Consider the following 26,985-nt stretch of genomic DNA (forward strand, 5'->3'; position numbering starts at 1 on the left):
AGGTCAAAAACAGTGTGAAAACCCGGGTTTTGCGGTGCCTGAACTGGCGCCTTCGCGGCGGTGCGGCGATCCGACAAGCTCCGCTCCCACAGGGCCGCGTTATTGTGGGGAGTAGCCTCTTGACCATAAGACAGGGAATTCGGAGCGTCACTCCATATCCTTTCTATATATAGAAGAGAACGCCCTCGACAAAACCAGGCAGGAGCGGACTTTCCCAAAAGGCTCCAGGCAAGCAGGGCACGGAATACACGAAGCACTGACAAGCAGCATCAGGAGTAAACCGATCAGGAAGGGCAAGAAAGGTAAAAGGACCAGGCAACAAACAATATGGTGTCCCAGGGCAGGTTCGAACTGCCAACCTTCCCCTTAGGAGGGGGATGCTCTATCCAATTGAGCTACTGAGACAACGGTCGGCCACCAAGACAGGCGGCGCGAAGGACGGCGTGCATGTTAACGGGCATGCCGTCGTTTGTCATGTCGTCCCTGGGCTTTTTAACCGTAGGCCCCCTCCCGCGAACGCAGCCCAACCTGTGTTGAGCAACCAACAAGCGCCCCACGGCAACGACTGTCAGACGTTTCATCGGGCATTTTGCATTATTACAAAACGCCATCATTGCAAAGTGCATGGCTCATAGGCTCAAAACAAAAGACAAGCTATTGTTTTAAAAGTGTTTTTTCTGATAAAAAGCTTGGCATGCAGCCTGCTCTGACTCTCTCCACGGAAAACCGCCTGATTCAGCATCAGCCATGGAGATGCCTTGCGATGAATACCCCCATTCTTTTGACACTGAATGCACTGGCATTGATCGCACTGGCTGCTTTCCATTTTCAACCGGAACCAGGCCCCCTGCCCTACGCCCAAGCCACCCCGCGACAAGCAGCACAACGGGCTGTCATGAACGATCACTTCGTCAACCGTACCGCCCTGGACAATCCCCGCCAGGTAACCGTCGCCTCCCCAGGCGAACCGGACCGACTGACGTTCTGAGCCCACGCCACCAAGGAATACCCATGTCCAGATACGCCTTCACCTTCCTGATCCTGACCCTGCTCGCCAGCATTGCCCTGTGGATGGCCCCGGCCGATGCCTTCACCCTACCGCTGGTCGGCGCAACCGGCCTGTTTGCTGGTTTTTTCGTCCTCGCTTTGTTCGCTGGTCGGAAAATCCGCTTCGACCCGGTCTTGCGTACCTCAGAAGACTAGAAAACCAGCAAATTGCCACTACGCTTTAACATTAGAAGCAAAAGGCCAGGCCAGCGGGTAAAATCCGCACCGTGCTGGCCAGACGCTTCCTGACAGGCCCAGGATGGCCGATCAGAGGGGCGCTACCGGCTGAAACTTTCAAACCAGTGCGCATTTCTGATAATTGGTGCTGGCATATTGCCTTTGCCCAGTTCAATATTTGTCACAGAATTGACGCCAAGGATCTGGCAAATTTGAGGCATGATGCGGGCCTCATTTCAATTCAGGTTGAACATTTGGCCAAGCATGCTGTCCTACTGACATCCTGCGGCCAATTCCGAGAACCGCTCCCCTGAACTAACCGGTTTAAAACTATGCGCCCATTGAAACAGGCAATTTATTCCAGCCGTACGGCTGACAAATTCGTCGTGCGTCTGCCCGATGGAATGCGTGAACGCATCGCCGAGGTGGCTCGTAACCATCACCGCAGCATGAATTCCGAGATCATTGCACGCCTGGAGCAGAGCCTTATTCAGGAAGGCGCACTGAGCGAAGAGTTGAGCATGCGGCTGGACAGCCCTGAACTCTCTCTGCATGAGCGTGAATTGCTCCAGCGTTTCCGACAACTCTCCCACCGTCAACAGAATGCACTCGTGTCGCTGATCGCCCACGATGCAGAAATGGCAGACGCCAGCTGATTCATCCCTGAAAGCTCAAGCCAGCGGTGTGCTGGCTTTTTTTTGCCTGGGATTTGGGCGAGGGGTTGCGCAAGAGCCCCGACCGGCCACGGATATTGTGGGAGCTGGCTTGCCGGCGATGACGAGCGCAAAGGCTAGAGATGGCCGGCACTGGCAAGCCAACGTCTATAGGTGAGCGGCTTGCCGTGAGATCTCAGCGCAGAGCGCTCAGAGCAGGAAGATGGTCGCCAGCCCAAGGAAGATGAAGAAACCGCCGCTGTCGGTCATCGCAGTGATCATCACACTGGCGCCCATCGCCGGGTCGCGCCCCAGGCGCACCAGGGTCATGGGGATCAACACCCCCATCAAGGCCGCCAGCAACAGGTTGAGGGTCATGGCCGCGGTCATCACCACCCCCAGCGACCAACTGCCATACAGCAGGTAGGCGACCACGCCGATCACCCCGCCCCACACCAGGCCATTGATCAAAGCCACCGCCAACTCCTTACGCATCAGTCGCGAGGTATTGCCGGTGCTGACCTGGTCGAGCGCCATGGCACGTACGATCATGGTAATGGTCTGGTTGCCCGAGTTGCCGCCGATACCCGCCACGATCGGCATCAGCGCCGCCAGGGCCACCAGCTTCTCGATGGAGCCTTCGAACAGACCGATCACCCGTGAGGCGACAAAGGCGGTGATCAGGTTGATCGCCAGCCACGCCCAACGGTTGCGCAGGGATTTCCAGACAGAAGCGAAGATATCCTCTTCTTCCCGCAGCCCCGCCATGTTGAGGACTTCGCTTTCGCTTTCCTCACGGATCAGGTCGACCATTTCGTCGATGGTCAAACGGCCGATCAACTTGCCGTTCTTGTCCACCACGGGAGCGGAAATCAGGTCATAACGCTCGAAGGCCTGAGCTGCATCATAGGCATCCTCATCCGGATGAAAGCTCACCGGATCGCTGGCCATGACCTCAGCCACCTGCTTCTCGGGATCATTGACCAGCAAACGCTTGATCGGCAGCACGCCCTTGAGCACGCCGTCGTAATCGACCACGAACAGCTTGTCGGTATGACCCGGCAGCTCCTTGAGCCGACGCAGGTAGCGCAACACCACTTCCAGGCTGACATCTTCGCGGATGGTGACCATCTCGAAGTCCATCAGCGCGCCGACCTGCTCCTCGTCATAGGACAACGCGGAGCGCACGCGCTCACGCTGTTGGCCGTCGAGGGTTTCCATCAACTCATGGACGACGTCTCGCGGCAGCTCGGGGGCCAGGTCAGCAAGTTCGTCGGCGTCCATCTCCTTGGCGGCAGCCAGGAGCTCCTGATCGTCCATGTCGGCGATCAGGGTTTCACGGACGGAATCGGACACTTCGAGCAGGATATCGCCATCACGCTCGGCCTTGACCAACTGCCAGACGGTCAGGCGATCATTCAGGGGCAAGGCTTCGAGAATATAGGCGACGTCTGCGGAGTGCAGGTCATCGAGCTTGCGCTGCAACTCGACGAGGTTCTGCCGGTGAACCAGGCTTTCCACCCGGTCGTGATGAGGACCTTCCTGGCGATGCGTCAGGTCTTCGACCACTCGCTGGCGCTGCAGCAGGTCGATGACTTGAGCGAGGCGATCCTGCAGGCTGTCCTGGTTTTTCTTTACTTCAACTTCGGTCATAGGCGAACTCCACTCCCAGCAGCGGGGCACGCCGGAAGGATCAATCAGTCAATTCGTGATTGGCAATGCGAGAGATTAAGTAACTACTGGGTAAGTCCATGGAAATATTCCAAAAACCCCGGCGGGGCTGACGGGCGCAATCATACACTGTCCCAACGCCGCCCAGACCAAAAATCTTGGCCAGAACAAGCGCTTGCAAGACCCAGCCAAGCGCTCTGCCACGGCCTTTTGCTTACGCCGACTTATCCTGAAAAGAAAACACCAGCCCCCACCAGGAGCTCGCGGCTAGGCTAGGTAAATGACCGTCAAGGAGGACGCCCGATGCTACCCAGAAGCCATCTTTCACTATTGCTCGCACTTTGCCTGCCCTTCCCGTCCGGTGCCGCCATTGTCCAGCGCTGTGAAAGCGACAGCGGCCATATCACCTTTACCACCCTGGGATGCGCGCCAGACGAAAGGTTACAGCAGCAGCGCGCGCACAACCCCGCACCCGGAAGCCGACCAGCCTCCGTCACCAAACCCAAAGCAACAACCGCAACTGTGCGGGAGCTGACCGTGGTCGGTGAACATGATGACGGCTGCGCCAATCTGTTGAGTGCTCAGGAGAAACGCCGGGCGATCATCAACCAGCAGGTTCGCCCCGGCATGAGTCGCCTGGAAGTGGAAAGCGCCCTGGGCAGGCCGGACCGGATCAGCACGAGCAACACCGCGACGCGCTATCACTACCACCTGAAAAGGGGCCGTAGCAGCCTGGTGGTGCTGGATGAGAAGGGATGCGTCAAACGTTAGTTCGCGCCACAAACCCAAACGCCAGACGGCAAAAAGCCCGCAACCAGTGCGGGCTTTTTGGTGTATGGTGCACTCGACAGGATTCGAACCTGTGACCGCTCGGTTCGTAGCCGAGTACTCTATCCAGCTGAGCTACGAGTGCAATTTGTGTTTTTAGACCAGATCACAACTGGTTGAAGCCACGCTGCTTGTATCACTACCAACAACGCTTAAATGGTGCACTCGACAGGATTCGAACCTGTGACCGCTCGGTTCGTAGCCGAGTACTCTATCCAGCTGAGCTACGAGTGCATTTGATGCCGCGAATTATAGGCCGTGAAATCTTTTTGTAAAGCGCTTTTTTCTAGTAATTTCAACAACTTACCGAAGAAGCCAGATCTACACGTACTAAACAAATAATGGCGGAGAAGGGGGGATTCGAACCCCCGACACCCTTTTGAGGTGTACTCCCTTAGCAGGGGAGCGCCTTCGGCCACTCGGCCACCTCTCCGCAACACGGGGCGTATAATAACCAACCTTTTCCCCGTTTGCAAAGCAAAAAATCAAATAAAATTAATGGCTTGGTTCTTCGTCCTTCTCTTTCTTGATCCGCAGGTAGATTTCCTCACGGTGTACCGCCACTTCCTTGGGGGCATTGACCCCAATTCGTACTTGATTTCCTTTGACGCCAAGCACGGTCACAGTGATTTCACCATCACCGATGATCAGGCTCTCTGCGCACCGACGAGTCAGAATCAGCATACCTTTCTCCTACACGCACTTCAGTTCAGGGACAACAGTCTGCAAAAAAGGGCTTCGGCTTACAGGCTATATAGCCATTGCCCTACACCCCCAAGTATTGACCAGCGTAGGCAAAAGAACAGCACTTACCCACGCCTATCAAGAAAAACAAAGGGCGCGGTTCAACCGCGCCCTTGGGGACTACGCGTTACTCGCCCTGTCGGGCCGGTGCGTCGAGCTCAAAGGCCGTGTGCAGCGCGCGTACGGCCAGCTCCAGATACTTCTCTTCGATCACCACGGAGACCTTGATCTCCGAGGTCGAGATCATCTGGATATTGATGCTTTCCTTGGCCAGGGCCTCGAACATGCGGCTGGCCACGCCAGCGTGGGAACGCATGCCGACACCGACGATCGACACCTTGGCGATCTTGGTGTCACCGACCACTTCACGGGCGCCGATCTCACGTGCGGTGTTTTCCAGGACGGTTTGCGCGGCCTGGTAGTCATTGCGGTGCACGGTGAAGGTGAAATCGGTGGTGTTATCGTGCGCGACGTTCTGCACGATCATGTCGACTTCGATGTTCGCGGCACTGATCGGGCCGAGGATCTTGAAGGCCACGCCGGGGGTGTCTGGCACGCCACGGATGGTCAGCTTGGCTTCATCGCGATTGAAGGCGATGCCGGAAATGATCGGCTGTTCCATGGATTCCTCTTCATCAATAGTAATGAGGGTACCCGGACCCTCTTTGAAGCTGTGCAGGACGCGCAGCGGAACGTTGTACTTGCCGGCGAACTCGACCGCGCGGATCTGCAGCACCTTGGAACCGAGGCTGGCCATTTCCAGCATCTCTTCGAAGGTGATCTTGTCCAGGCGCTGGGCCTGGGCCACGACGCGCGGATCGGTGGTGTAGACGCCATCGACGTCGGTGTAGATCTGGCATTCGTCAGCCTTCAAGGCCGCCGCCAGCGCCACGCCGGTGGTGTCGGAACCGCCACGCCCAAGGGTGGTGATATTGCCGTGCTCGTCGACGCCCTGGAAACCGGCGACCACCACCACGCGACCGGCCTTCAGATCACCACGAATCTTCTGATCGTCGATCTGCAGGATGCGCGCCTTATTGTGCGCGCTATCGGTCAGGATCCGCACCTGGTTGCCGGTGTACGAGACCGCCGGCACACCGCGCTTGATCAGCGCCATGGCCAGCAAGGCGATGGTCACCTGCTCGCCGGTGGAAACGATCACATCCAGTTCACGGGGAACCGGTTGCTGCTCGCCGCTGATCTGCTTGGCCAGTTCGATCAGGCGGTTGGTCTCGCCGCTCATCGCGGACAGTACAACCACCAGGTCATCACCAGCCTCACGGAACTTCTTAACCTTGTCGGCTACCTGCTCGATTCTCTCGACGGAGCCGACCGAGGTGCCTCCGAATTTCTGTACGATCAAAGCCATTTCTAAGCCGCCTCAGCCCGTAAAGGGGCGCCCATTAATCATTCAACTTCACAGCTGCGGTGCCTGCCACTAGACAACAGGCACCCTTCGCGGCCTTAAACGCCCTGTTCGACAAACGGCACGGTCAGGGCCAGCGCGGCATCCAGTTGCGCAGCGTCGATACCGCCGCCTTGCGCCATGTCCGGACGACCGCCGCCCTTCCCGCCCACTGCCGCAGCGGCTTGTTTCATCAGATCACCGGCTTTGAGTTGGCCAGTCAGGTCCTTGGTCACGCCTGCGACCAGAACGACCTTTTCCTCATGGACACTGCCGAGCAGGATCACTGCGCGACCGAGTTTGTTTTTCAGTTGATCGACCAGCGCCAACAGCGCCTTGCCATCCTGCCCGTCCAGGCGCGCGGCCAGGACCTTGACGCCCTTGACGTCCAGGGCCGAAGCCGACAGGTCATCGCCCGCCGCGCTGGCGGCCTTGGCCTGCAATTGCTCCAGCTGTTTTTCCAGCAGGCGGTTGCGTTCCAGCACCGCCGACAGCTTGTCGATCAGGTTGTCGCGACTGCCCTTGATCAGGTTCGCGGCTTCCTTGAGTTGCTCTTCCGCGGCGTTCAGGTAAGCCAGTGCCGCAGCCCCCGTGACCGCTTCGATACGTCGTACGCCCGAGGCGACGCCGCCTTCGCTGATGATTTTCAGCAGGCCGATATCGCCGGTGCGGTTGGCATGGATACCGCCACACAGCTCGACGGAGAAGTCGCCGCCCATGCTCAGCACCCGAACGCTGTCGCCGTACTTCTCGCCGAACAGCGCCATGGCGCCCTTCTTCTTGGCGGTGTCGATATCGGTTTCTTCCGTTTCCACCGCCGAGTTCTTGCGGATCTCGGCGTTGACGATGTCTTCGAGGGCCTTGAGCTGCTCAGGCTTGATCGCTTCGAAGTGGCTGAAGTCGAAGCGCAGGCGCTGACTGTCGACCAACGAGCCCTTCTGCTGGACATGCTCGCCCAATACCTGACGCAACGCGGCGTGCAGCAGGTGCGTGGCCGAGTGGTTCAGCGACGTGGCGTGGCGCACGTCAGCGGCCACCTGGGTGTCGACCTGGGCACCGATCAACAAGCTGCCTTGTGCCAGGACACCGTGGTGCAGGAACGCGCCGCCGGTCTTGGTGGTATCGCGCACATCGAAGCGCCCGGCAGCCGCCTTGAGATAACCGCAATCGCCGATCTGGCCGCCCGACTCCGCGTAGAACGGCGTCCGGTCCAGGACGACAACGCCCTCTTCGCCTTCGCTCAAGACGTCGACCGACTGTCCTTCTTTATAGAGCGCCACGACTTTCGCCGAACCGCTGGTAGCATTGTAGCCGGTGAACTCGGTAGCGACGTCGACCTTGACCAGGCTGTTGTAGTCCATGCCGAAGGAGCTGGCCGAACGTGCACGCACGCGCTGGGCGTCCATCTCGCGCTCGAAACCGGCCTCGTCGAGGGTCAGGTTGCGCTCACGGGCGATGTCGCCGGTCAGGTCCATCGGGAAACCATAGGTGTCATACAGTTTGAACACCACGTCACCGGGGACGACCGAACCCTTGAGTTCGGCCAGGTCCTGCTCGAGGATCTTCAGGCCTTGCTCCAGGGTCTTGGCGAACTGCTCTTCTTCAGCCTTGAGCACGCGCTCGATGTGCGCCTGCTGGGATTTCAACTCGGGGAAGGCCTCGCCCATCTCGGCGACCAGGGCGGCAACGATCTGGTAGAAGAAGCTGCCCTTGGCCCCCAACTTGTTGCCATGCCGGCAAGCCCGGCGAATGATCCGACGCAGCACGTAGCCACGGCCTTCATTGGACGGCAGCACGCCGTCGGCAATCAGGAAGCCGCAGGAGCGAATATGGTCGGCCACGACTTTCAGGGATGCCTGGTTGTCGTTGCTGCAACCGATGGCCTGGGCCGAAGCGCTCAGCAGGCTCTGGAACAGGTCGATTTCATAGTTGGAGTGAACGTGCTGCAACACCGCACTGATCCGCTCCAGGCCCATGCCGGTGTCCACCGACGGTGCCGGCAGCGGATGCAACACGCCGTCGGCGGTGCGGTTGAACTGCATGAACACGTTGTTCCAGATCTCGATGTAGCGGTCACCGTCTTCTTCCGGCGAGCCGGGTGGGCCGCCCCAGATATCGGCGCCGTGATCGTAGAAAATCTCGGTGCACGGACCGCACGGACCGGTATCGCCCATGGTCCAGAAGTTGTCGGACGCATAAGGCGCGCCCTTGTTGTCGCCGATACGGACCATACGCTCGGCCGGCACGCCGACCTCCTTGGTCCAGATGTCATAGGCTTCGTCGTCGCTGGCGTAGACCGTGACCCAGAGTTTTTCCTTCGGCAGGCTCAGCCACTTGTCGGAGGTCAGGAAGGTCCAGGCGAAGGTGATCGCATCACGCTTGAAATAATCGCCAAAGCTGAAGTTGCCGAGCATTTCGAAAAAGGTGTGGTGACGGGCGGTATAACCGACGTTTTCCAGGTCGTTGTGCTTGCCGCCGGCGCGCACGCATTTCTGACTGCTGACCGCGCGGGTATAGGCGCGCTTTTCCTGGCCCAGGAAGCAGTCCTTGAACTGGTTCATCCCCGCGTTGGTGAACAGCAGGGTCGGGTCGTTGCCCGGAATCAAAGAGCTGGAGGCAACACGGGTGTGGCCTTGCTGTTCGAAGAAGCGAAGGAAGGCTTCACGGATTTCTGCGCTTTTCATAGGTTCTTCCACGGAGTCTGCGGCCAAACGCAAGTGCATCACATCCAAAAGGGTTTGCGACTTGCAAAGGGCCGCATTATATCGGCCCTGCGCCTTGGGTACAGTGTGTTTATACGATAGAAACCGTCAATTGGACGGCCTGCAGCCTCATTCACGGCCAAATTCAGCCAATACCGCAACAACTTGTTCAATTTGCGTACGCCTGGCGTCCCTATACCCCGGGCCGTTCCAGCGGGTTCGACGACGGGTCGAGCCGGCGTTCGCTGAAGAAATTCGATAGTCATTATCGAAACGACGACATGCGCGCCCTGAAAATATATGTTAAAAACTGGGCGCCGCCAGAAAGTCTGACGGTAACGTTCTCAGGGCGGGGTGCAATTCCCCACCGGCGGTAATGACGCGCAATGCGTCTAGCCCGCGAGCGCTTGACGATTCCCACGGCCCCGGCTGTGGCGCGACAAGGTCAGCAGACCCGGTGTGATCCCGGGGCCGACGGTCATAGTCCGGATGAAGAGAGAACGGGATTGAGACCCAAGGGCCGTGCGCCGGATCTGTGTGTGCCGATGAGCATCCCACGGCAAAGCTGAACGTACCCTTGAATCCCATTCGATTCATATCGCCCTGTTTTTCACACAAACAGGAGTCAGAACAGATGCAACCCACCACCATTCATCACAATCAGCGTATCGCCTTTATCCAGGCCTGCTGGCACAAGGATATTGTCGACCAGGCGCGCCACGGTTTCGTCTCGGAAATCGCCAAACTGGGCTATCAGGAAAGCGATATCGACTTTTTCGAAGTCGGCGGTGCCTTCGAAATCCCCTTGCATGCCAAGCTGCTGGCCAAGTCCGGGCGCTATGCCGGCGTGGTCGCCGCGGGCCTGGTGGTCGACGGCGGGATCTATCGCCATGACTTCGTCGCCACCGCGGTGATCGATGGCCTGATGCAGGTCCAACTGGACACCGAAGTGCCGGTGTTTTCGGTAGTGTTGACCCCACATCACTTCCACGCCGGCGAAGAGCACCATAAGTTCTTCTTCGATCACTTCGTGCACAAGGGCCAGGAAGCGGCGAAAACCTGCGCCGACACCCTGAGCAAACTGCGCGCCCTGCCGCGCCCCGCACCGCAGAAAGTCGCGGTCTGAGCCCCTTTGACCTGCCGACCCGGGTCGGCAGGTCATTCCTGCGCGCATAACTATCTACTCTCTCCCGGCGGCGCCGATGCGCTTAAGTGGATTCGAGCTTTTGCCCTTTCGGGGCTTTCGAAACCCACCGCCTGCGGAGACACCTCGGCATGAACGACTTTTCCAGACTGCACCAGGACAGACCTGTCCTGCTCGGTAACGAGCACTGGATCGACGGCAACCACGAAACCGCCCAACCCGCCACAACCCCACTGGATCAGTATCCGGACGACCAGCGGGTCATGCGCAACCACATCCTGCACATGGACGACATGGCCATGGTGGAACGCAAGAAACTCGAGGCGCCCCCCGAATACCGGGGCCCGACCGACCATCTGGTTTTCACCACCCGGGACCGCTCCGACCAGGTGCACCTGTACCTCACCGATCATCCGATCCTCGATATCAATGACCAGCGCTATCACCTGAAGATGGCCTCGGCCGGGCAAGTCATCGTCTTGCGCACAGAGGGCGGGCACGACAGCATCCGGATCGACGATCAGGTGAAGATCACGGTATTCATCGATGCGGGGACGGGAAACGACCGGATTTTCAGCGGTGGCGGCTTCACCAAGGTCAACGCCGGCCCCGGCAACGACCAGGTCCTCACACGCTCCGGCGCCAGCTATATCGAAGCCGGAGACGGCGACGACCTCGTCAGCGCCCAGGGCAGCGGCGCCATGACCGTCTACGGCGGCAAGGGCCACGACACCCTGGTCGGAGGTGAAGGCGCCTGCTTCATGGACGGCGGCCAGGGCGACGATGTGCTGTTGGGGGGCAAGGGCCATAACGTGCTCAGCGGGGCGGATGGCAACGACCTGCTCGTCCCCGGCCCTGAGCGCAATACGGTCTACACCGGCACCGGCCTGGATCTCGTCGAACACCTGGGGCCCAATACCCGACTGTTCAATGCCTATGCCGACGGACCTGTTCCATCCAGCATTCATGAAGCCCCCGGCATCATCATCGCCGCCAAGGACCTGGACAGTTGCGGCGTGGTCGTGGATGGCACGCAGGAGTTCCAGGAGCGGGTCAAGGACGACCTCAAGCTGCTGTCGGGCTCCGGCAACGGTCGGCAACTGCTCGACGCCTTGGGCGAAGCCAGGAACAGAAGCGGTGTCCCGGTGCTGGTCAAGGAGCTGACCGCGGAGGAGAACGGCATGTGTTTCCCGAATCGCCCGCAGCCCGACAACCCCTTCGAGGACGAACACCCCTTTATCGAAAACGGCCGGGAGGGCATTCCGATCAAGGGTTGCACGGTGTACTACGATCCGTCGTTCCTCAAGGGTGAAATCACCAGCATCGTGCATCTCTACCACGAGCTGTGCCATGCCTATAACTTCGTGACCGGGACGATTTTTCCGGGCTATGGTCCGGACGGCGTGGACGCGGACAACGTTCGCCAACGGGTTCCCAACGCCGAACTCCAGGCCGTCGGTCTAAGGGTGAGCGCGCCGCCCTTCGATTTCGACAGGGACCCGGCGACACCGCCCCTGGACAGTAATCCCGAGGCGTTCAGCGAAAACGGCCTGCGCCAGGAGTTCGGCATCGCGCCGCGCAAGCAATACCGCGGCGACTGATCGCCGGGGCTAAACCAGGCTTGCGTCGCTGGATGGCACCACCAGGATCCCCGCCCGCAGGCCGTTTTTCACCTTCGGGTTGGGGAAAATGATCCGTGCGCCCTCTTCTTCCACTACCCAGCGACTGCTCGCCAGGTCCTCGGCCAGCAAGTAGCCCTTGGGCAGTTCCGAGAAGTTCTCGATGTCCGCCGGCAAGTGCATCAGGAAGCTGTCACTGTGCTTGATGACTTCCCGCGCCACGCTGAACAGTTGCAAGCCCTCGAGCGTCTCATCGGTGGCCGGCTCACGGCCCTCGATGATCTGCTTGAGGCGTAACTCCAGGCGCGAAACATCCACCCCCTGGTTCTGCCCGAATGGCCGGGCCTTGCCCAGCTCCAGGGTAAAGGACTCGGCGCCCAGCTTGTCGTAGGTGTAGCTGCTGAAGACGATGGAGGGCTTGTTCTGCAACAGCACCGCCGTCATCCCGGCGGCGCGCAGGCGGGCCAGCTCGCGACGCGAATGCGCCCGGCCTTCCTGGTAGGGATACAGGGCAAACTGTTCGATCTTCGAACCGCGAATGGCGGTGTGCAGGTCATAGTGCAGGCGCTCGCGATCCGCCAGGCTGAAGAAACTCGCCGCCAGGCGCTCCAGCTCGCAAGCGCGCAAGGCCTCGCTGCCACTGCTCAACTCATGCCGGCCATTGAACAGTCGGTTGACGTCCTGCTCGACAAAACGCTCGCCGCGACGGATTGCCTCGGGGTTGCCGAACAGGAACAGAATACGCGCGCGGGGCTTGAGATCGCCCCGGGCAATGTCGTGCAACAGGCGATCGAGCAACTCGATCGGCGCTGTTTCGTTGCCGTGGATACCGGCGGACAACAGCAGGTCGAGCCTGTTGTCCCGGGCCTCGGGAGGCCGCACTTCAAGTGCGCCCTCGCTCAGCCAGCGCATGCGCACGCCGTCGACCGTCAGTTGAGTCTTCTCCGCCGGTTCACGACCGGCGAGGGTCAGTTCAAGCAGTCTGCCGAGGGCGAGCATGGCGCGGTATTCCTTAATCAGTGATGGTGATCGCAGTCGGGGCCGTGGACATGATCGTCGTCGCCGATCTCGGCCGGCTCCATCTCCAGTTGCAGGCTGACCAGGTTGGTCGCCAGCGGGCGCAGCAGCAGGTTGGCATATTCGGCGTCGCCTTCCTCGACATCGACACCGATCAGCAGTTGGCCGCGGCCGTCGTGCTGGATCCACAATTCCTTGCCCTGCCAGATCACCGCGACGCGGGTGCAGGAGGTTTCCAGTTGAGTGCCGTCGGTGTCTTCAAGGATCAGTTGCAGGGTATCGCTCATGTTTTAGGCTCTCGTCTGGAAGTAAAACGCCGCGCTCCAAGACAGAGCGGCGGCCTTCAATTGATCTGGAATGGGTAAACCGAGCCCAGTTTAAGGATTTGCGTCAGTTCATCCAATGCCGTGCGACATTCAAGCAGCAACTGCGGGTCGGCCAGGTCGCTTTCACGCAGGCTGTCGCGGTAGTGCTTGTCGACCCACTGGGTCAGCGTGCCATACAACGGCGCCGTCATGATAACTCCCGGGTTGACCGCGGCCAGTTCGTTTTCTTTCAAGGCCACGCGCAAGCGCAGGCACGCCGGGCCACCACCGTTCTGCATGCTCTGCTTGAGGTCGAAAACCTTGACCTCGCGCACCGGACCGCCGGCGCTGGTCAGCTCCTGCAGGTAGGCCCAGACCCGCGGGTTGCCACGGCACTCTTCCGGCACGATCAGCAGCATGCCGCCATCGGCACGGTTCAGCAGCTGGCTGTTGAACAGGTAGGAACGCACCGCGTCTTCCACCGCCACTTTCGAGCGTGGCACGCAGATCGCCTGAAAGTTGCCACCGCGCCTGGCCAGCTTGCCCTGCAACTCGGCGAGCATCTGTTCGGTGTCGAGGAAGGCGTCCTCGTGGTAGAACAATACCTCGCCGTTACCCACCGCGATCACATCGTTGTGGAACACACCCTGGTCAATCACCGCCGGGTTCTGTTGAGCATAGACCACACCGTCATCGCTCAGGCCATGCAGCCGGGCGACCGCCTGCGAGGCTTCGAGGGTCTGGCGCGCCGGGTATTTCTGCGGGGCCGGGTAGCGGGTGTCGAAGGCGCTGCGCCCGAAGACGAAGAACTCGACGCCGGCTTCGCCGTACTCACGGCAGAAGCGCGTGTGGTTGGCCGCGCCTTCGTCGCCGAACTGGGCCACGGCGGGCAGCGCCGGGTGATGGGCGAAATGTTTCGAATCGGCGAACATCGCCCCCAGCACGCGACTGGTGGTCGGGTGTTCGATGCTGCGGTGGTATTTGCAGTTGAGGTTGGCGGCGGTGAAATGCACGCGACCGTCGGCGGTGTCGGCACTCGGGCTGACGGTTCCGGCGTTGGCCACCCACATGCTCGACGCCGAGCAACTGGCAACCAGCAGCGGCATCGCCTGTTTCGCGGCGCGCTCGATCACCTGTGCATCGCTGCCGGTGAAACCGAGGCTGCGCAAGGCCGCCACATCCGGGCGCTCCTGCGGGGCCAGCACGCCCTGGACAAACCCCATGTCCATCAGTGCTTTCATTTTCGCCAGGCCTTGCAGCGCCGCTTCCTTGGGGTTGGAAGCCTGCTGGCTGTTGCTCTGGGAAGCGACGTTGCCGTAGGACAGGCCGCCGTAGTTATGGGTCGGGCCTACAAGACCGTCAAAATTGACTTCAAAGGATTTCATCGGCGAGGCTCCATGAATCTGTTTTTATAAGCACACATCATCTGCGTATGGCGACCGCTTCGCGGTCATCGCTGGCAAGCCAGCTCCTACAAGGTTCTGCGGCGAACCCAAAATCGTGCCCTGTACCGGGCCCATTGTGGGAGCCGACTTGCCGGCGATAGGGCCCGAAGGCCCGACGACTCAGGAAAGCCGGACACCCGGTGTCAGTGTCGCCGGCACCGTCAAGTTCGGCGTTTCCAGCGACGCCACCGGGTACGCGCAGTAATCCGCCGCGTAATAGGCACTGGCGCGATGGTTGCCCGAGGCCCCGACCCCGCCGAAGGGCGCGCTGCTGGCAGCACCGGTCAGTTGTTTGTTCCAGTTGACGATCCCGGCCCGGCTTTCCAACCAGAACTGCTGGTAACGTGCCTCGGAATCCGACAGCAGGCCTGCCGCCAGGCCGTACTGCGTGTTGTTGGCCTCGGCAATCGCCGCGTCGAAATCAGCGTAGCGAATCACTTGCAGCAACGGCCCGAACAATTCTTCATCGGGACGATCGGCCACCGCCGTTACATCAAGAATACCCGGGGTCAGCAACGCCGCCGTGGCTTGCGGCTGAGTCATTTCCAGCAATGCCAGCGCACCATGACCCAACAGATGCGCCTGGGCCTCCATCAACGCACGCGCGGCCCCGAGGGACACCACCGAGCCCATGAACGGCGCCGGCTGCTGGTCGAACGCACCGACGTCGATGGTCGCGCTGACTGCCACCAGGCGCTCCAGCAACTTGTCGCCCCAGCCCCCTTCAGGCACCAGCAGGCGACGGGCACAGGTGCAACGCTGGCCGGCGGAGATAAAGGCCGACTGAATGATGGTGTACACCGCCGCGTCGAGGTCCTGGACCTGATCGACCACCAGCGGGTTGTTGCCGCCCATTTCCAGGGCCAGGATCTTGTCCGGACGCCCGGCGAACTGCTGATGCAGATGGTTGCCGGTGCGGCTCGAACCGGTGAAGAACAGGCCGTCGATGCCGGCATGCGCCGCCAGGGCGATCCCGGTTTCCCGCGCGCCTTGCAGCAGGTTCAACACACCCGCCGGCAGACCGGCCTCGATCCAGCAACGCACCGTCAGCTCGGCCACTTTCGGGGTCAGCTCGCTCGGTTTGAACAGCACGCTGTTACCGGCCAGCAACGCCGGCACGATATGTCCGTTGGGCAGGTGGCCCGGGAAGTTGTAAGGACCGAACACCGCCACCACACCGTGGGGCTTGTGGCGCAACACGGCGGTGGCGTCGCCCAGCGGGCCGCTCTTCTCGCCGGTACGCTCACGGTAGCTCTGCACCGAGATGGCGATCTTGTTGACCATGCTGGTCACTTCGGTCGCGGCTTCCCACAGGGGTTTGCCGGTTTCTTCACCGATGCAGCGGGCCAACTCGTCGGCACGGTTTTTCAAGTGCGCGGCAAAACTTTCGAGCACGCCAATACGCTCGTCGAGGGAACGCTTGGCCCAGGCCGGAAACGCCTGGCGCGCGGCCTGCACGGCGGCGTCGACCTGCGCGGCGCTGGCGCCCTTGCCGGACCACAGCACTTGCTGGGTCACCGGGTTCAACGATTCGAAGGCTTCGCCCTGGCCTTCCTGCCAGGCACCGGCGATGTAAAGCGTGCTCATTATTTCGACTCCCGGGAAGCAGACAACGGTACTGCGCGGACCTGATCGCCCGCGCTCAGTTGAAGACGTTTGGCGCTCAGCGGATCGACCACCAGGGTCCCCGCCGCCAAGCGCGCCGGGGCCGCGGTAATACGGCAGTCCTCGCGCTTGCGGTTGTGGATCAGGTACGGCGTGGCATCGTCACCCGGAGTGCCGACAGCCAGTACCAGCGCCTGGCTATCACGCACCGCACGGATCTTGCTGGTTTCGCACTCCACCGCCGGACCGGCGTCGAAGATGTCGACATACCCCTGGTAACTGAAGCCCTCGCTCTTGAGCATCGCCAACGCCGGCTCGGTGTCGGTGTGCACCTTGCCGATCACCGCGCGCGCTTCTTCGGAGAGGAAGCAGGTGTACAGCGGGAACTTGGGCATCAGCTCGGCGATAAAGGCCTTGTTGCCGACGCCGGTCAGGTAATCGGCCTGGCTGAATTCCATCTTGAAGAAGTGCCGGCCCAGGCTTTCCCAGAACGGCGAGCGCCCGGCGGCATCAGACATGCCGCGCATCTCGGCGATGATCTTGTTGCCGAACAGCTCGGGGAACTCGGCGATAAACAGCATCCGCGCCTTGGCCAGCATGCGGCCGTTGAGACCACTGCGATAATCGGCGTGCAGGAACAGCGAGCACAGCTCGGAGTTGCCGGTCAGGTCGTTGGCCAGGAACAGCGTCGGGATTTCGCGGTAAATCTTCAATTCCTGGGAGGCGCTGACCGTCAGGCCGACCCGGAAGTTGTACCAGGGCTCACGCAGACCGACGGCGCCAGCAATAGCGCTGATACCGACCACGCGGCCATCATCGTTTTCGAGCACGAACAGATAGTCCGCATCGCCACGACCGGCTTCGCCAGTGAAGGTTTTCTCCGCCCAACCGACCCGATGGGCCAGGCGCTCTTCGTTGGCCGGCAAGGTGGTCAGGCCGGTACCGGTGCTGCGGGCCAGGTCGATCAGAGCGGGTAAATCGCTGCTGCGTACGGGACGAACGATCATGCTATCTCCTCAAACGGGCACCGGCTGACGGGTACCCGCGAAACTCGCTGTAAGGCTGCTTTCGATACCGGCCTTAAACCGCTACCAGGCGCACGCTGGCACCTTCGCCGACGCCCAGGGCTTCGGCGGCTTGCAGGTCCAGGGTGACCGGTTTGCCCGGCGCATAATCGAGCTCCAGCAGCACCGCGCGGTAGTCCTGCAGCAGCGCGTTGGACACCAGGTACTGGCGTCCGCCGCCCTTGTAGGCGTCACCGATCTTCACCGGCACCACCCGGCTCTGGGCGATGGAGCGAATCCCGCTGACCCGCGCGTGCAGGGTCGGGCCGCCATCGAAGATGTCGATGTAGTGATCGGTTTCGAAGCCTTCGCGCATCAGGATGTCGAAGGTGATCTGCGCACGCGGGTGCACCTGGCCCATCGCCTCTTGGGCGGCGTCCGGCAGCAGCGGCACGTAGATCGGGTAATGCGGCATCAGTTCGGCGAGGAAGGTCCGGCTTTTCAGGCCGCACAGGCGCTCGGCCTCGGCGTAGTTCAGGTCGAAGAAGTTGCGGCCGATGGCGTCCCAGAATGGCGAGTCGCCATGCTCGTCGCTGTAACCGACGATCTCGGTCACCACCGAATCGGCGAAGCGCTCCGGATGGCTGGCGACGAACAGCAGGCGGCCACGGGAATTGAGCTCCGACCAGGCCGAGCCCACCAGCTCCGGGACCACGTAGAAACTGGTCAGCAGGCTGTTGCCGGTCAGGTCATGGCACTGCGAAAGCACATGGATCTTGTTGTGGATCTTCAGCTCGCGGGAGGCATGCACGAAGGTCTCATTGCGGAAGCTGTAGAACGGCTCCGAGTAACCGGCCGAAGCGACGATCGCCGAGCAGCCCGCCAACTTGCCGGTGGCCGTGTCTTCGAGCACGAAGAAATAGCTTTCTTCGCCATTGAAGCTGACTTCGGCGGCGAACGAGGCTTCGCTTGCGGCGATCTTGTCGCGCAGGCGGTCTTCGTCATCCGGCAGGGAAGTGACACCGATCGGGCTGTCCGCGGCCAGGCGCCGTACCTCGTCCAGGTCAGCCATTTGCGCGGGGCGCATCACCAGCATGGTGTCACTCCTTCAATCCAGAACAGGTCGGCGCTTGGCGCCGACAGAAAAAAAATACCGGGCGGGGGACGCCGAGCTTCTTTGTAGGAGCAAGCTCGTTCCTACAAGAAGGGACGTGCGCGCCCGGTACAGGAAATATAGGCCCGGCGGCGGCCATCCCGGGCCACCGCCGGGCGGTCCATCAGGCTTGCGTCAGCTTGGCCACGGCGCGCTCGAAGCGATCCAGGCCTTCGTTGATGTCCGCGTCTTCAACCACCAGGCTCGGAGCGAAACGAATCACGTCCGGGCCGGCTTGCAGGATCATCAGGTTTTCTTTTTCCGCGGCGTTGAACACGTCCTTGGCCTTGCCCTTCCAGGCATCGGCCAGCACGCAACCGAGCAACAGGCCCATCCCCCGCACCTGGGTGAACAGGCCGTATTTGGCGCCGATCTGCTCCAGGCGGGTCTTGAACAGGTCGTGCTTGGCTTTCACGCCGCTCAATACCTGCGGGGTGTTGACCACATCGATCACCGCGTTGCCGACCGCGCACGCCAGCGGGTTGCCGCCGTAGGTGGTGCCGTGGGTGCCGACCACCAGGTGCTTGGCCAGCGCTTCAGTGGTGAGCATCGCGGCGATCGGGAAACCGCCGCCCAGGCTCTTGGCGCTGGTGAGGATGTCCGGGGTCACGCCGTATTCCATGTAGGCGAACAGCGAGCCGCTGCGGCCCATGCCGGTCTGCACTTCGTCGAATACCAGCAGCGCGTCGTGCTGGTTGCACAGCTCGCGGGCGCCTTGCAGGTAGGCCAACTCGGCCGGCAGCACGCCGCCTTCGCCCTGGATCGGCTCCAGCACCACGGCGCAGGTCTTGTCCGAGATCGCGGCTTTCAACGCGTCGAGGTCATTGAACGGCACGTGGGTGATACCGGTGATCTTCGGACCGAAGCCATCGGAATACTTCGACTGGCCACCGACGTTCACGGTGAACAGGGTGCGACCGTGGAAGCTGTTCAGCGCGGCGATGATTTCGTACTTTTCCGAACCGAAGCGGTCGAACGCGACACGTCGGGCCAGCTTGAAAGCGGCCTCGTTGGCTTCGGCGCCGGAGTTGCAGAAGAACACGCGCTCGGCGAAGGTCGCGTCCACCAGTTTCTTGGCCAGGCGCAGGGCCGGCTCGTTGGTGAATACGTTGGACACATGCCACAGCTTGTTCGCCTGCTCGGTCAGCGCGCCGACCAGCGCCGGGTGTGCGTGGCCCAACACGTTAACCGCGATACCGCCGGCGAAATCGATCAGCTCCCGGCCCGCCTGGTCCCATACTCGGGAACCCGCGCCGCGCACAGGAATAAAAGCCGCAGGTGCGTAGTTGGGAACCATGACCTGGTCGAAATCGGCGCGTTGCACCGGAGCTTGCTCAACGGACATCGGAGTCTCCTGAAGAGGAACGCCTGCCTGGAACTGGCGAGCGATGGGGGGATTGTAAGGACAGTTTTCGGTCAGGCCTTGCCGCCAAGCGACAACTTCTTATAGCGCCAAACCGGCTTTTACCGAGGTTGTCGGCAATGCGACAAATTGCGTCGCAAAGGCGCAGTTTAAACGCTGGACCGGGTTTTGGTATCTATTTAGGCACGGCTGTCCCCGGGTGCTGGATAGCCTCGTTGCTTTACCCGCCGCACGAGAAACCGCGCCATGCCGACGCCCGCCGAAACCACGCCCGCGCATTACCCCGACAATTTCGAACTGATCAAAAGCAAACTGCCGGACTGGCTGACCAACGCCGCCCCGATCCTGCGCCAGGCCCATGGCGACAGCCTGCTGCTGACCCACACCCACAAGGCCAAGCTGGCCGAGCAGTTGCGAGCCTTGCAAGGCATCGAGGCCTTTGCCGCGCCGATCCTGTACAACGCCCTGAAAACCCGCTTCGGGCACGAACTGGATCTGCAGCGCGACCGACTGACCAGCATTCGACTGATCAGCGCCGCCACGCTCTCGACGTCACGCGAGGTCTGCGTCGTCGATATGAGCCTGTTTGAGGCCGCCCTGAAGAATTTCGTCGACCCCCGGCATGAAAACCCGACCTTTTATAATGAGTCCAGCCTGTACCGCAGGGTGGATGGCAGACAGAATCTGCCGATCCAGGCCTTCACGCTCCGAACTTTCGTCAAGCTGTGCCGGGAACTGGATATCGGCGGCCAATACAACCGTCACATGGAGGACGTGCTGCAACCGAAAAAGCCTTCCGGCGAAGCGGACAACCGCTTTCGCGATCAGTTTGAACTCAGCGAAAGCTACGAACTCCTCACCCAGACCCATATTGCCCTGATGAAAGGCAATATCAGCCGCTCGACCCACGCGCTGCTGATGGCCGCCAGCCAAAAGGGTCGCCTGCCGTACTGGGATGGCAAGCCGGTGAACTGCTGCGAACTGCAAATGTTCAACTTCAGAACGCCACTCAGCAGTTCGATCGGCGTCACGCTCAAAGGCGCCCTGCTGATCGAGCACCAGGACACCCTGGCCACGCGCCCCCGCCCTTGCATCGTCTATCTGAGCGGAGATCCGGACCAGGCGCTCAAGCAATACGCCAGCTTCGAGGCATTCGAGCAGGAACTGGCCAGCCGCCTGGCCAGCAGCGCCTATCGGAGCTTCTTCAACCGCTACATCAACCAGCGTACCCAAGCGGCTTTTTCCAGCGCCCTCGAGCGCCACCTTTCCACTTCCGGCAAGGCTGCCGAGCTGCAACTCAAGCGCTTCCCGCTGATCGACCATGCGCTACGCGAGCTGTATTCCCAACATCTGGTCAAGTTGCTGGACGACGGCAATTGCAACGCCGTCCCGGTGGCCGCCATCGACCGCCAGGAGCATCGCGAATACCTGCAATCGCTGGGCAATACCGGCCTGAATCTGTTGAATGCCGCCGCCCTGTTCGTTCCCGGCCTGGGCGAAGCGATGCTGGCGGTGGCCGGCGCGCAAATGTTCAGCGCGATCTACAACGGCATCGAGGACTGGCGTCACGACGAGCGCGAGCAAGGCCTCAAGGGCCTGATCGGTGTCAGCCTGAACCTGGCGCTGATCGGCGGTATCAGCCTGGTCGCCCATCGCTTCGCCGGGGCCGAATGGGTCAGCGAGCTGAAACAGGTGACTCTGCCCGGCGGCGAAAGCGCCCTGTGGAAACCCGACCTGGCGCCCTACGAACACCTGGAGTTAGCCGAACACGTAAAACCGAACGCCAACGGCCTCCATACCATCAACAACCGCCAGTACCTCAGGCAAGGCGAGCGCTTCTATGAAGTCGAGCTCAACTCCCAGGGCAATCGCGGCCGGATCAAACATCCACGCCGCCCCAGCCAATACTCACCCGCCTTCTGGCATAACGGTGCCGGTGCCTGGTTTCACGAACTGGAGAATCCCTTGCAGTGGCAAGGCCCGCAGTTGATACACCGCCTGGGTTTCGCCGGCGAAGCCTTGTCCGATCTCGACAGCCTGCGGATCATGGCTGTCAGCGACTCCGACGAAGCCCTGCTGCGCCGGGTACATTTCGACAGCCAGCCGCCCCCCGCCCTGCTCAAGGACAGCCTGCTGCGCTTTCGCCTCGACCGCGATATCCAGCGCTTCATCGAACAGCTGGCCCAAGGCGAGGCCGCGCCTGACGAGAGCATGCAGGAACAAATCCTCCTGGATTTCTGGCAATCGCAACCCAAGGCCTTGCGGGTGGTGGACGAGCGGGGACAGGTGATCATGGAAACTGTTCGCCCCGGCAAGGCCCAGGGGCAACGGGTAGTCATCGCGCTCGACCAATTGCACAACGGCGACCTGCTCAAGGCCGTACTGAACTCACCCGACCTGGAAGAAAACGAGATCCGCGCACTGCTCGGGGAAAGCCAGAGTTTCGCCGCGGCCGCCGAAAAGCCAGAAACTCGGTTGCTGAACTTGCGCAAGCGACTCGCCCGCCACGCCCGACACCGGCAAAAAGCCCTGTTCGAATCGCAATACCGATTTCGCACGCAATCACGCGAGCCCTCCGTCGTCGTACTGCAAACAGCCTTTCCCGAGCTGCCCGTGGCCGTGCTCGAAGAACTCATCGAACATGCCAGCGGTGCGCAACTGCAAGCCTTGCGCGAGTCCGCCGAGATTGCACCGGGGCTCGCCGACGAGGCCGAACTGTATCGCCAGCAGGTGCGCCTGGCCCGCGCCCGCGAAGGCCTGTACCTGAGATCCAGCGGTAGTGCCGACAGCGAAAAGCTCATCCTGCACAGCGTGCAACGTCTACCGGGCTGGTCCGCGCAGGTGCGTATCGAAGTCCGCGCGCAATCGTCGGTCGGCCCCTTGCTCGACAGCATCGGCGCCAGCGATGCGCCGATCTGCAAAGTGCTGATCAAGGAAAATGACCTGTACCAGACTCGCGACGCCCAAGACCAGGAACTGCACGGCTCCGACAATCTCTATGCATCGCTGCTGCATGCCTTGCCTGACACCCAGCGCAATCAACTGGGCTACCCCAACCCCAGCCAGGGCGAGCATTTGCAGCAAGCCGTGCGGAACAGCCGCTTACCCGATGCCGACACCCTCCGCCAGTGGCTGGACATGCCACCGGCCATCCCCAGCGAACACTCACCGATGGCCTTGGCTAAAAGGCGCCGCGGTTATCCGCTCAGCGGTCGTGGCGCGCCGCGAGCAGGCAGTCGCTGGGCCCTCGAAGATCGGGTAGCGCGGCTGTTCCCGAGCCTTTCCGATGAGCAGGTCCGGCAATTTATCGGCAGCCTGGACAGCATACGGGTCTTCGATGAACTGCGACGCCTGGAGCAAGAGTACGAACAACTGAGCCAGGAGCTGGATCTCTGGTCATTCATCACCGCCGCCACCCACCCGGCAACCGGAGAACGCTTGAGCCTGATGCAGCGCATCAACCAACAACGGACCCGCAGCCAGTTCGCCGAAGCCATCCGCCGTTGCTGGCGCCGTGAACCCGACCTGCTCTACTCCAACAACCCCGAGGAGCACGGCTACACCCTCAGCGCCAACGGTCTGCTGGGCCAACTGCCGGAACTGTCCGTTGACTTCAAGCATGTCCGCTACCTGAACCTGGTGGCCAATACCCCGGCCCTGGAACTGGCCCAGTTCATCGAACACTTCCCCAACCTGCGTCAGCTCTCCATACGCGGCTTCCAACTCGACACCCTGCCCGAATCGATATCCCGGGGACGACTGACCGAACTGAGCCTGGTCGACTGCAATGTGCGCCTGAGACACGAAACCGCGCGGGCACTCTCGGCGATGCAAAGCCTGGAGATCCTCGACCTGAGTGGCAACCCGCTCGGCCTGCTCCCCGACCTCAGTCAACTGCATGCGCTGAAAGTGCTCGACCTGAGTCGCACCGGGATCGCTGCGATCCCATCCAGCCTGTTCGAGCTGCCGCGACTGGAAGCCGCCCTGCTCACCGAAAACGCCATCAGCGACCTGCCGCAGAGCATCAACGAGATGTCCGGCGACCTCGGCTCCGGCCTGGACCTGAGCGGCAACCCGCTCTCCGAGATCAGCCTGCAACGCGCCCGCGACTACTACCGCAGAACGGGCCACTCACTCGGCGTCCAGTCCCAGGCCGAGCGAGCCCGGATACGGGCGCTTTATCCGGGCCTGAATGACCAGCAATTGGAGAGTTTCATCCGAGCCCAGCCGCGCCTCCTTGAGGAGTCCCTGAGTCGCTTGAGCCAACTGGAAGCCCAGTACCGCCTGTTGCGCGCCGATCTACAGGCCTGGAGCGGCGATATCCCCGCGCTCCACCCGGAAACACAGGAGCCACTCAGCGCTGTCGAACTGGCGGTGGAAAGCCTGAACCGACAGGACTTTGCGCAGCAACTGCAACGTAGCTGGCAACGCCAGAGTGAAGAGCAACTGCCTGACGGTACAGGTTTTTATAGCTTCACCTTCACCCAGAAAATCACCGGCAGCCTGCCCGTGCTTTCGGCGGATTTCAGCCATATCGCCCGCCTCGAAATCCATGGTTACGGCGCCAGCCATGGGCTCGATGCCTTCCTCCACAGTTTCCCCCATCTACGCGCGTTGTATGCCTCCAGCCTTATCGACCGGGACTTCCCCGCCATGATTTTCGACTTGCCGCACTTGAGAAACCTGGAACTGCCCTATGGCCTGATCCAACTGAACGCAGCCTCACACGCGCAGCTCGCGGACATGACCGGCTTGCGCACGCTCGACCTGTCCGGCAATCCGCTGCAAGCGGAGCCGCTGCATGTCGCGGGAACACGGCTGACGCCGAACGTGACACGGATGACGAGCCTGAGAGTCCTCGACCTGAGCGACAGCCGTATAGAGCAGCCCCCCGAAGGGCTGTTCAGGTTGCGCATGCTGGAGATTGCCGACTTGCGCGACAACCAGATCGGCGACATACCGGAAAGTCTTTTCGAGGTACCGACCTCGCAACCCGTGACCTATGACTTCAGGAACAACCCGTTGACGGAGGCCAGTATCCAGAGAGTGCGCAGCTACAGGGAACTGAACGGTGGGGTACAGGAGGTCAGAATCCTGATCGGCGACGAGTCGAGCAGTAGCGAAGAGAGCGAGAGCGACACTGACAGCAACGTTCCGCCATTGGCCTCACCCACGCCGCCGCCCACGGCTCATGAGGAGTAAGCCTCAGCCGCGTTCCGAAGGCACCGACGACAACTCGAACGGACTGCTGCTGCGCCGCTGGTTGCGATCTTCCCGCGGCGTGGCGCCAAAGAAATTGCGGTAGGCGCTGGAGAAATGCGGCCCCGAGGAGAAACCGCAGGACAGGCCGATCTGGATGATCGACTTGCTGGTCTGCATCAGCATCTGCCGGGCCTTGTTCAAGCGCAGCTCCAGGTAATACTGGCTCGGCACGCGGTTGAGGTATTGCTTGAAGATCCGCTCAAGCTGACGCCGCGAGACACAGACATGCTGGGCGATCTCGTCGGTGGTCAGCGGCTCCTCGATATTGGCTTCCATCAACAGCACGGCCTGGGTCAGCTTCGGATGGCTGGAGCCCAGGCGGTTCTGCAACGGAATGCGCTGACGCTCGCCGCCTTCGCGGATGCGCTCGACCACCAGTTCCTCGGAGACCGCGCCGGCCAATTCAGCCCCATGGTCACGGGCCAGTACCGCCAACAACAGGTCCAGTACCGACATGCCACCGCAGGCGGTCAGGCGATCACGGTCCCAGTCGAACAGATGACTGGTGGCGATCACCTTGGGGAAACGTTCGGCGAAATCATCCTGCCAGCGCCAGTGTACCGCCGCGCGGTAACCGTCGAGCAGACCGAGCTGGGCCAGCGGGTAGACCCCGGCGGACAAACCGGCCACCACGCAACCGGCGCGAACCAGTTGCTTGAGCGCACTGCTCAAGGCCGGTGCCAGGCTGGTCGGTGGCTCGTCGGCCAGCAGGAAGAGTTTCTGGAAGCCTTCCAGCTTGCCGGCCCAGGGTTCGCCAGGCAGATGCCAGCTACCACCGGGCAGGGCCTCGGCAAGCGCTTCGGCCTGCAGGAAGGACAGTTCGTAGACGACTTCCGGATGCACCCGCTGTGCGACACGCAAGGCCTCCTCGGCCAGCGCCAGCGTCAAGGCTTGGGTGCTGGGCCAAATCAGGAAACCAATTCGATGGGCAGTCATGGCAGGCAATCCGAAAACAGAACAGAGTGAAAAGCCGAGGGCAGCCAACTCAAAGTAGACCACGCCGCGCTCGGCGCGCAGCATGACCTATTTGGGTGCGCAACGGCAGCATAAAAAGCGACGACTATTTCAAGCTGCCCGAGAGGAATTGCTGCAGGCGCTCGGACTGCGGGTTGACCAATACCTCGCGCGGATTGCCGCGTTCTTCGACCACGCCTTTATGCAAAAACACCAGCTGGTTGGAGACTTCACGGGCAAAGCCCATCTCGTGGGTCACCACCACCATGGTCCGACCTTCCTGGGCCAGGGCCTGCATCACCTTCAGCACATCGCCGACCAGTTCCGGGTCGAGCGCCGAGGTCGGCTCGTCGAACAGCATCACTTCCGGCTCCACCGCCAGTGCCCGGGCAATCGCCACGCGCTGCTGCTCGCCGCCGGACATATGGCCCGGGTAGGCGTCCTTGCGATGCGCCACACCGACTTTCGCCAGATAGTACTCGGCCTTTTCCAGTGCCTCTTTCCTCGACATGCCGAGGACGTGAATCGGTGCCTCGATAATGTTTTCCAACGCGGTCATGTGCGACCACAGGTTGAAATGCTGAAACACCATCGACAGCCGCGAGCGCATGCGCTGCAGCTGCTTAGGGTCGGCGGCCTTCAGCGCGCCATCCTTGCCGGCCACCAGCTTCAGCTCTTCATTGTTCAGCAGGATACGCCCGGCATAGGGCTGCTCCAGCAGGTTGATGCAGCGCAGGAAAGTACTTTTGCCGGAGCCACTGGAGCCGATGATGCTGATCACATCGCCGGCGGCGGCTTCCAGGGACACGCCCTTGAGCACTTCGTGACTGCCATAGCGTTTATGCAGGTCTTGGACTTCAAGCTTGTACATGCGGTCGGTTCTCACA

20 protein-coding genes, 4 tRNA genes and 1 riboswitch are annotated in these 26,985 nt (G+C 61.3%); of the genes, 7 read left to right on the plus strand and 17 right to left on the minus strand.

All coding sequences use genetic code 11. The features are described from left to right. Positions 1 to 328: 328 nt before the first annotated feature. Positions 329 to 405: transfer RNA gene (locus tag M5B96_RS31065), tRNA-Arg, on the minus strand. A gap of 358 nt (positions 406 to 763) precedes the next feature. Here M5B96_RS31065 and M5B96_RS31070 point away from each other — a divergent pair. The 3 genes from M5B96_RS31070 to M5B96_RS31080 all read left to right on the plus strand — a co-directional run bounded on the left by M5B96_RS31070 (position 764) and on the right by M5B96_RS31080 (position 1,880). Next, the gene (locus M5B96_RS31070; protein ID WP_248800840.1) at positions 764 to 988 is read left to right on the plus strand and encodes a hypothetical protein; all 225 of its coding nucleotides are present in this window, start codon (positions 764 to 766) and stop codon (positions 986 to 988) included. 23 nt (positions 989 to 1,011) lie between these two features. Further along, complete coding sequence (locus M5B96_RS31075; protein WP_248800842.1) at positions 1,012 to 1,203, plus strand: PA3371 family protein; 192 nt, start codon at positions 1,012 to 1,014, stop codon at positions 1,201 to 1,203. A gap of 353 nt (positions 1,204 to 1,556) precedes the next feature. After that, positions 1,557 to 1,880, plus strand: coding sequence for an Arc family DNA-binding protein (locus tag M5B96_RS31080; protein ID WP_248800844.1), 324 nt, complete (start codon positions 1,557 to 1,559; stop codon positions 1,878 to 1,880). Positions 1,881 to 2,087: 207 nt separating this feature from the next. Here M5B96_RS31080 and mgtE read toward each other — a convergent pair whose 3' ends face one another. Continuing rightward, the gene (gene mgtE / locus M5B96_RS31085) at positions 2,088 to 3,530 is read right to left on the minus strand and encodes a magnesium transporter (RefSeq protein WP_248800846.1); all 1,443 of its coding nucleotides are present in this window, start codon (positions 3,528 to 3,530) and stop codon (positions 2,088 to 2,090) included. 321 nt (positions 3,531 to 3,851) lie between these two features. Between mgtE and M5B96_RS31090 the strand changes: the two genes are divergently transcribed. After that, positions 3,852 to 4,319 carry an outer membrane protein assembly factor BamE gene (locus tag M5B96_RS31090; RefSeq protein ID WP_248800848.1) on the plus strand — a complete coding sequence of 156 codons (468 nt, stop codon included), beginning with the start codon at positions 3,852 to 3,854 and terminating at the stop codon, positions 4,317 to 4,319. 65 nt (positions 4,320 to 4,384) lie between these two features. Here the strand turns inward: M5B96_RS31090 and M5B96_RS31095 are convergent. From M5B96_RS31095 to alaS, 6 genes are all read right to left on the minus strand, one after another. Continuing rightward, positions 4,385 to 4,461, minus strand: a tRNA-Arg gene (locus tag M5B96_RS31095). Positions 4,462 to 4,533: 72 nt separating this feature from the next. Further along, positions 4,534 to 4,610, minus strand: a tRNA-Arg gene (locus M5B96_RS31100). A 108-nt stretch (positions 4,611 to 4,718) separates the two neighbouring features. Continuing rightward, positions 4,719 to 4,809: transfer RNA gene (locus M5B96_RS31105), tRNA-Ser, on the minus strand. Between the two features lie 62 nt (positions 4,810 to 4,871). Then, positions 4,872 to 5,060: a carbon storage regulator CsrA gene (csrA, locus tag M5B96_RS31110; RefSeq protein WP_002554426.1), complete on the minus strand. Its 189-nt coding sequence runs from the start codon at positions 5,058 to 5,060 to the stop codon at positions 4,872 to 4,874. Positions 5,061 to 5,247: 187 nt separating this feature from the next. After that, on the minus strand, positions 5,248 to 6,489 hold the full coding sequence (locus tag M5B96_RS31115) for an aspartate kinase (RefSeq protein ID WP_248800849.1): 1,242 nt from the start codon (positions 6,487 to 6,489) through the stop codon (positions 5,248 to 5,250). A 95-nt stretch (positions 6,490 to 6,584) separates the two neighbouring features. Beyond that, positions 6,585 to 9,209 (minus strand): alanine--tRNA ligase, encoded by a 2,625-nt coding sequence (alaS, locus tag M5B96_RS31120; protein WP_248800850.1) that lies wholly within the window; start codon positions 9,207 to 9,209, stop codon positions 6,585 to 6,587. Between the two features lie 354 nt (positions 9,210 to 9,563). Continuing rightward, a riboswitch (FMN riboswitch) is annotated at positions 9,564 to 9,733 on the plus strand. Between the two features lie 128 nt (positions 9,734 to 9,861). Between alaS and M5B96_RS31125 the strand changes: the two genes are divergently transcribed. Both M5B96_RS31125 and M5B96_RS31130 read left to right on the plus strand, forming a co-directional pair. Further along, positions 9,862 to 10,353, plus strand: coding sequence for a 6,7-dimethyl-8-ribityllumazine synthase (locus M5B96_RS31125; protein WP_248800851.1), 492 nt, complete (start codon positions 9,862 to 9,864; stop codon positions 10,351 to 10,353). Positions 10,354 to 10,502: 149 nt separating this feature from the next. Beyond that, positions 10,503 to 11,972 carry a M91 family zinc metallopeptidase gene (locus M5B96_RS31130; protein ID WP_248800852.1) on the plus strand — a complete coding sequence of 490 codons (1,470 nt, stop codon included), beginning with the start codon at positions 10,503 to 10,505 and terminating at the stop codon, positions 11,970 to 11,972. Positions 11,973 to 11,981: 9 nt separating this feature from the next. On the opposite strand, the gene astE is transcribed toward M5B96_RS31130, so the two are convergent. From astE to M5B96_RS31165, 7 genes are all read right to left on the minus strand, one after another. Further along, a complete protein-coding gene (gene astE, locus M5B96_RS31135) occupies positions 11,982 to 12,989 on the minus strand; it encodes a succinylglutamate desuccinylase (protein ID WP_248800853.1) in 1,008 nt (335 codons plus the stop codon). Positions 12,990 to 13,006: 17 nt separating this feature from the next. Further along, positions 13,007 to 13,294 (minus strand): topoisomerase II, encoded by a 288-nt coding sequence (locus M5B96_RS31140; RefSeq protein ID WP_191487243.1) that lies wholly within the window; start codon positions 13,292 to 13,294, stop codon positions 13,007 to 13,009. A 56-nt stretch (positions 13,295 to 13,350) separates the two neighbouring features. Beyond that, positions 13,351 to 14,697 (minus strand): N-succinylarginine dihydrolase, encoded by a 1,347-nt coding sequence (astB, locus tag M5B96_RS31145; RefSeq protein WP_248800854.1) that lies wholly within the window; start codon positions 14,695 to 14,697, stop codon positions 13,351 to 13,353. Between the two features lie 180 nt (positions 14,698 to 14,877). Further along, positions 14,878 to 16,347 (minus strand): succinylglutamate-semialdehyde dehydrogenase, encoded by a 1,470-nt coding sequence (gene astD, locus M5B96_RS31150; protein ID WP_248800880.1) that lies wholly within the window; start codon positions 16,345 to 16,347, stop codon positions 14,878 to 14,880. Further along, a complete protein-coding gene (gene astA / locus M5B96_RS31155) occupies positions 16,344 to 17,369 on the minus strand; it encodes an arginine N-succinyltransferase (protein ID WP_248800856.1) in 1,026 nt (341 codons plus the stop codon). Before astA ends, astD begins: the two co-directional genes overlap by 4 nt. A gap of 73 nt (positions 17,370 to 17,442) precedes the next feature. Continuing rightward, complete coding sequence (gene aruF, locus M5B96_RS31160) at positions 17,443 to 18,462, minus strand: arginine/ornithine succinyltransferase subunit alpha (protein WP_248800858.1); 1,020 nt, start codon at positions 18,460 to 18,462, stop codon at positions 17,443 to 17,445. Positions 18,463 to 18,643: 181 nt separating this feature from the next. Next, positions 18,644 to 19,864 carry an aspartate aminotransferase family protein gene (locus M5B96_RS31165; protein WP_248800860.1) on the minus strand — a complete coding sequence of 407 codons (1,221 nt, stop codon included), beginning with the start codon at positions 19,862 to 19,864 and terminating at the stop codon, positions 18,644 to 18,646. A 264-nt stretch (positions 19,865 to 20,128) separates the two neighbouring features. Between M5B96_RS31165 and M5B96_RS31170 the strand changes: the two genes are divergently transcribed. After that, a complete protein-coding gene (locus M5B96_RS31170) occupies positions 20,129 to 25,084 on the plus strand; it encodes a dermonecrotic toxin domain-containing protein (RefSeq protein ID WP_248800862.1) in 4,956 nt (1,651 codons plus the stop codon). A gap of 3 nt (positions 25,085 to 25,087) precedes the next feature. Here the strand turns inward: M5B96_RS31170 and M5B96_RS31175 are convergent, their stop codons facing one another. Both M5B96_RS31175 and M5B96_RS31180 read right to left on the minus strand, forming a co-directional pair. After that, entirely contained in the window at positions 25,088 to 26,080 is a 993-nt protein-coding gene (locus M5B96_RS31175; RefSeq protein ID WP_248800864.1) for a GlxA family transcriptional regulator, read from the minus strand. Between the two features lie 124 nt (positions 26,081 to 26,204). Continuing rightward, entirely contained in the window at positions 26,205 to 26,969 is a 765-nt protein-coding gene (locus tag M5B96_RS31180; protein ID WP_248800866.1) for an ABC transporter ATP-binding protein, read from the minus strand. Positions 26,970 to 26,985 lie beyond the last annotated feature (16 nt).

The sequence above is a fragment of the Pseudomonas sp. MWU13-2105 genome (assembly GCF_023242315.1).
In the GTDB taxonomy this organism is placed as follows: Bacteria; Pseudomonadota; Gammaproteobacteria; order Pseudomonadales; family Pseudomonadaceae; genus Aquipseudomonas.

What these genes read in the sequence shown, in the direction of transcription:
- M5B96_RS31070 (WP_248800840.1), top strand. Translation starts at nt 764, where the DNA reads ATGAATACCCCCATTCTTTTGACACTGAATGCACTGGCATTGATCGCA.
- M5B96_RS31075 (WP_248800842.1), top strand. Translation starts at nt 1,012, where the DNA reads ATGTCCAGATACGCCTTCACCTTCCTGATCCTGACCCTGCTCGCCAGC.
- M5B96_RS31080 (WP_248800844.1), top strand. Translation starts at nt 1,557, where the DNA reads ATGCGCCCATTGAAACAGGCAATTTATTCCAGCCGTACGGCTGACAAA.
- mgtE (WP_248800846.1), bottom strand. Translation starts at nt 3,530, where the DNA reads ATGACCGAAGTTGAAGTAAAGAAAAACCAGGACAGCCTGCAGGATCGC.
- M5B96_RS31090 (WP_248800848.1), top strand. Translation starts at nt 3,852, where the DNA reads ATGCTACCCAGAAGCCATCTTTCACTATTGCTCGCACTTTGCCTGCCC.
- csrA (WP_002554426.1), bottom strand. Translation starts at nt 5,060, where the DNA reads ATGCTGATTCTGACTCGTCGGTGCGCAGAGAGCCTGATCATCGGTGAT.
- M5B96_RS31115 (WP_248800849.1), bottom strand. Translation starts at nt 6,489, where the DNA reads ATGGCTTTGATCGTACAGAAATTCGGAGGCACCTCGGTCGGCTCCGTC.
- alaS (WP_248800850.1), bottom strand. Translation starts at nt 9,209, where the DNA reads ATGAAAAGCGCAGAAATCCGTGAAGCCTTCCTTCGCTTCTTCGAACAG.
- M5B96_RS31125 (WP_248800851.1), top strand. Translation starts at nt 9,862, where the DNA reads ATGCAACCCACCACCATTCATCACAATCAGCGTATCGCCTTTATCCAG.
- M5B96_RS31130 (WP_248800852.1), top strand. Translation starts at nt 10,503, where the DNA reads ATGAACGACTTTTCCAGACTGCACCAGGACAGACCTGTCCTGCTCGGT.
- astE (WP_248800853.1), bottom strand. Translation starts at nt 12,989, where the DNA reads ATGCTCGCCCTCGGCAGACTGCTTGAACTGACCCTCGCCGGTCGTGAA.
- M5B96_RS31140 (WP_191487243.1), bottom strand. Translation starts at nt 13,294, where the DNA reads ATGAGCGATACCCTGCAACTGATCCTTGAAGACACCGACGGCACTCAA.
- astB (WP_248800854.1), bottom strand. Translation starts at nt 14,697, where the DNA reads ATGAAATCCTTTGAAGTCAATTTTGACGGTCTTGTAGGCCCGACCCAT.
- astA (WP_248800856.1), bottom strand. Translation starts at nt 17,369, where the DNA reads ATGATCGTTCGTCCCGTACGCAGCAGCGATTTACCCGCTCTGATCGAC.
- aruF (WP_248800858.1), bottom strand. Translation starts at nt 18,462, where the DNA reads ATGCTGGTGATGCGCCCCGCGCAAATGGCTGACCTGGACGAGGTACGG.
- M5B96_RS31165 (WP_248800860.1), bottom strand. Translation starts at nt 19,864, where the DNA reads ATGTCCGTTGAGCAAGCTCCGGTGCAACGCGCCGATTTCGACCAGGTC.
- M5B96_RS31170 (WP_248800862.1), top strand. Translation starts at nt 20,129, where the DNA reads ATGCCGACGCCCGCCGAAACCACGCCCGCGCATTACCCCGACAATTTC.
- M5B96_RS31175 (WP_248800864.1), bottom strand. Translation starts at nt 26,080, where the DNA reads ATGACTGCCCATCGAATTGGTTTCCTGATTTGGCCCAGCACCCAAGCC.
- M5B96_RS31180 (WP_248800866.1), bottom strand. Translation starts at nt 26,969, where the DNA reads ATGTACAAGCTTGAAGTCCAAGACCTGCATAAACGCTATGGCAGTCAC.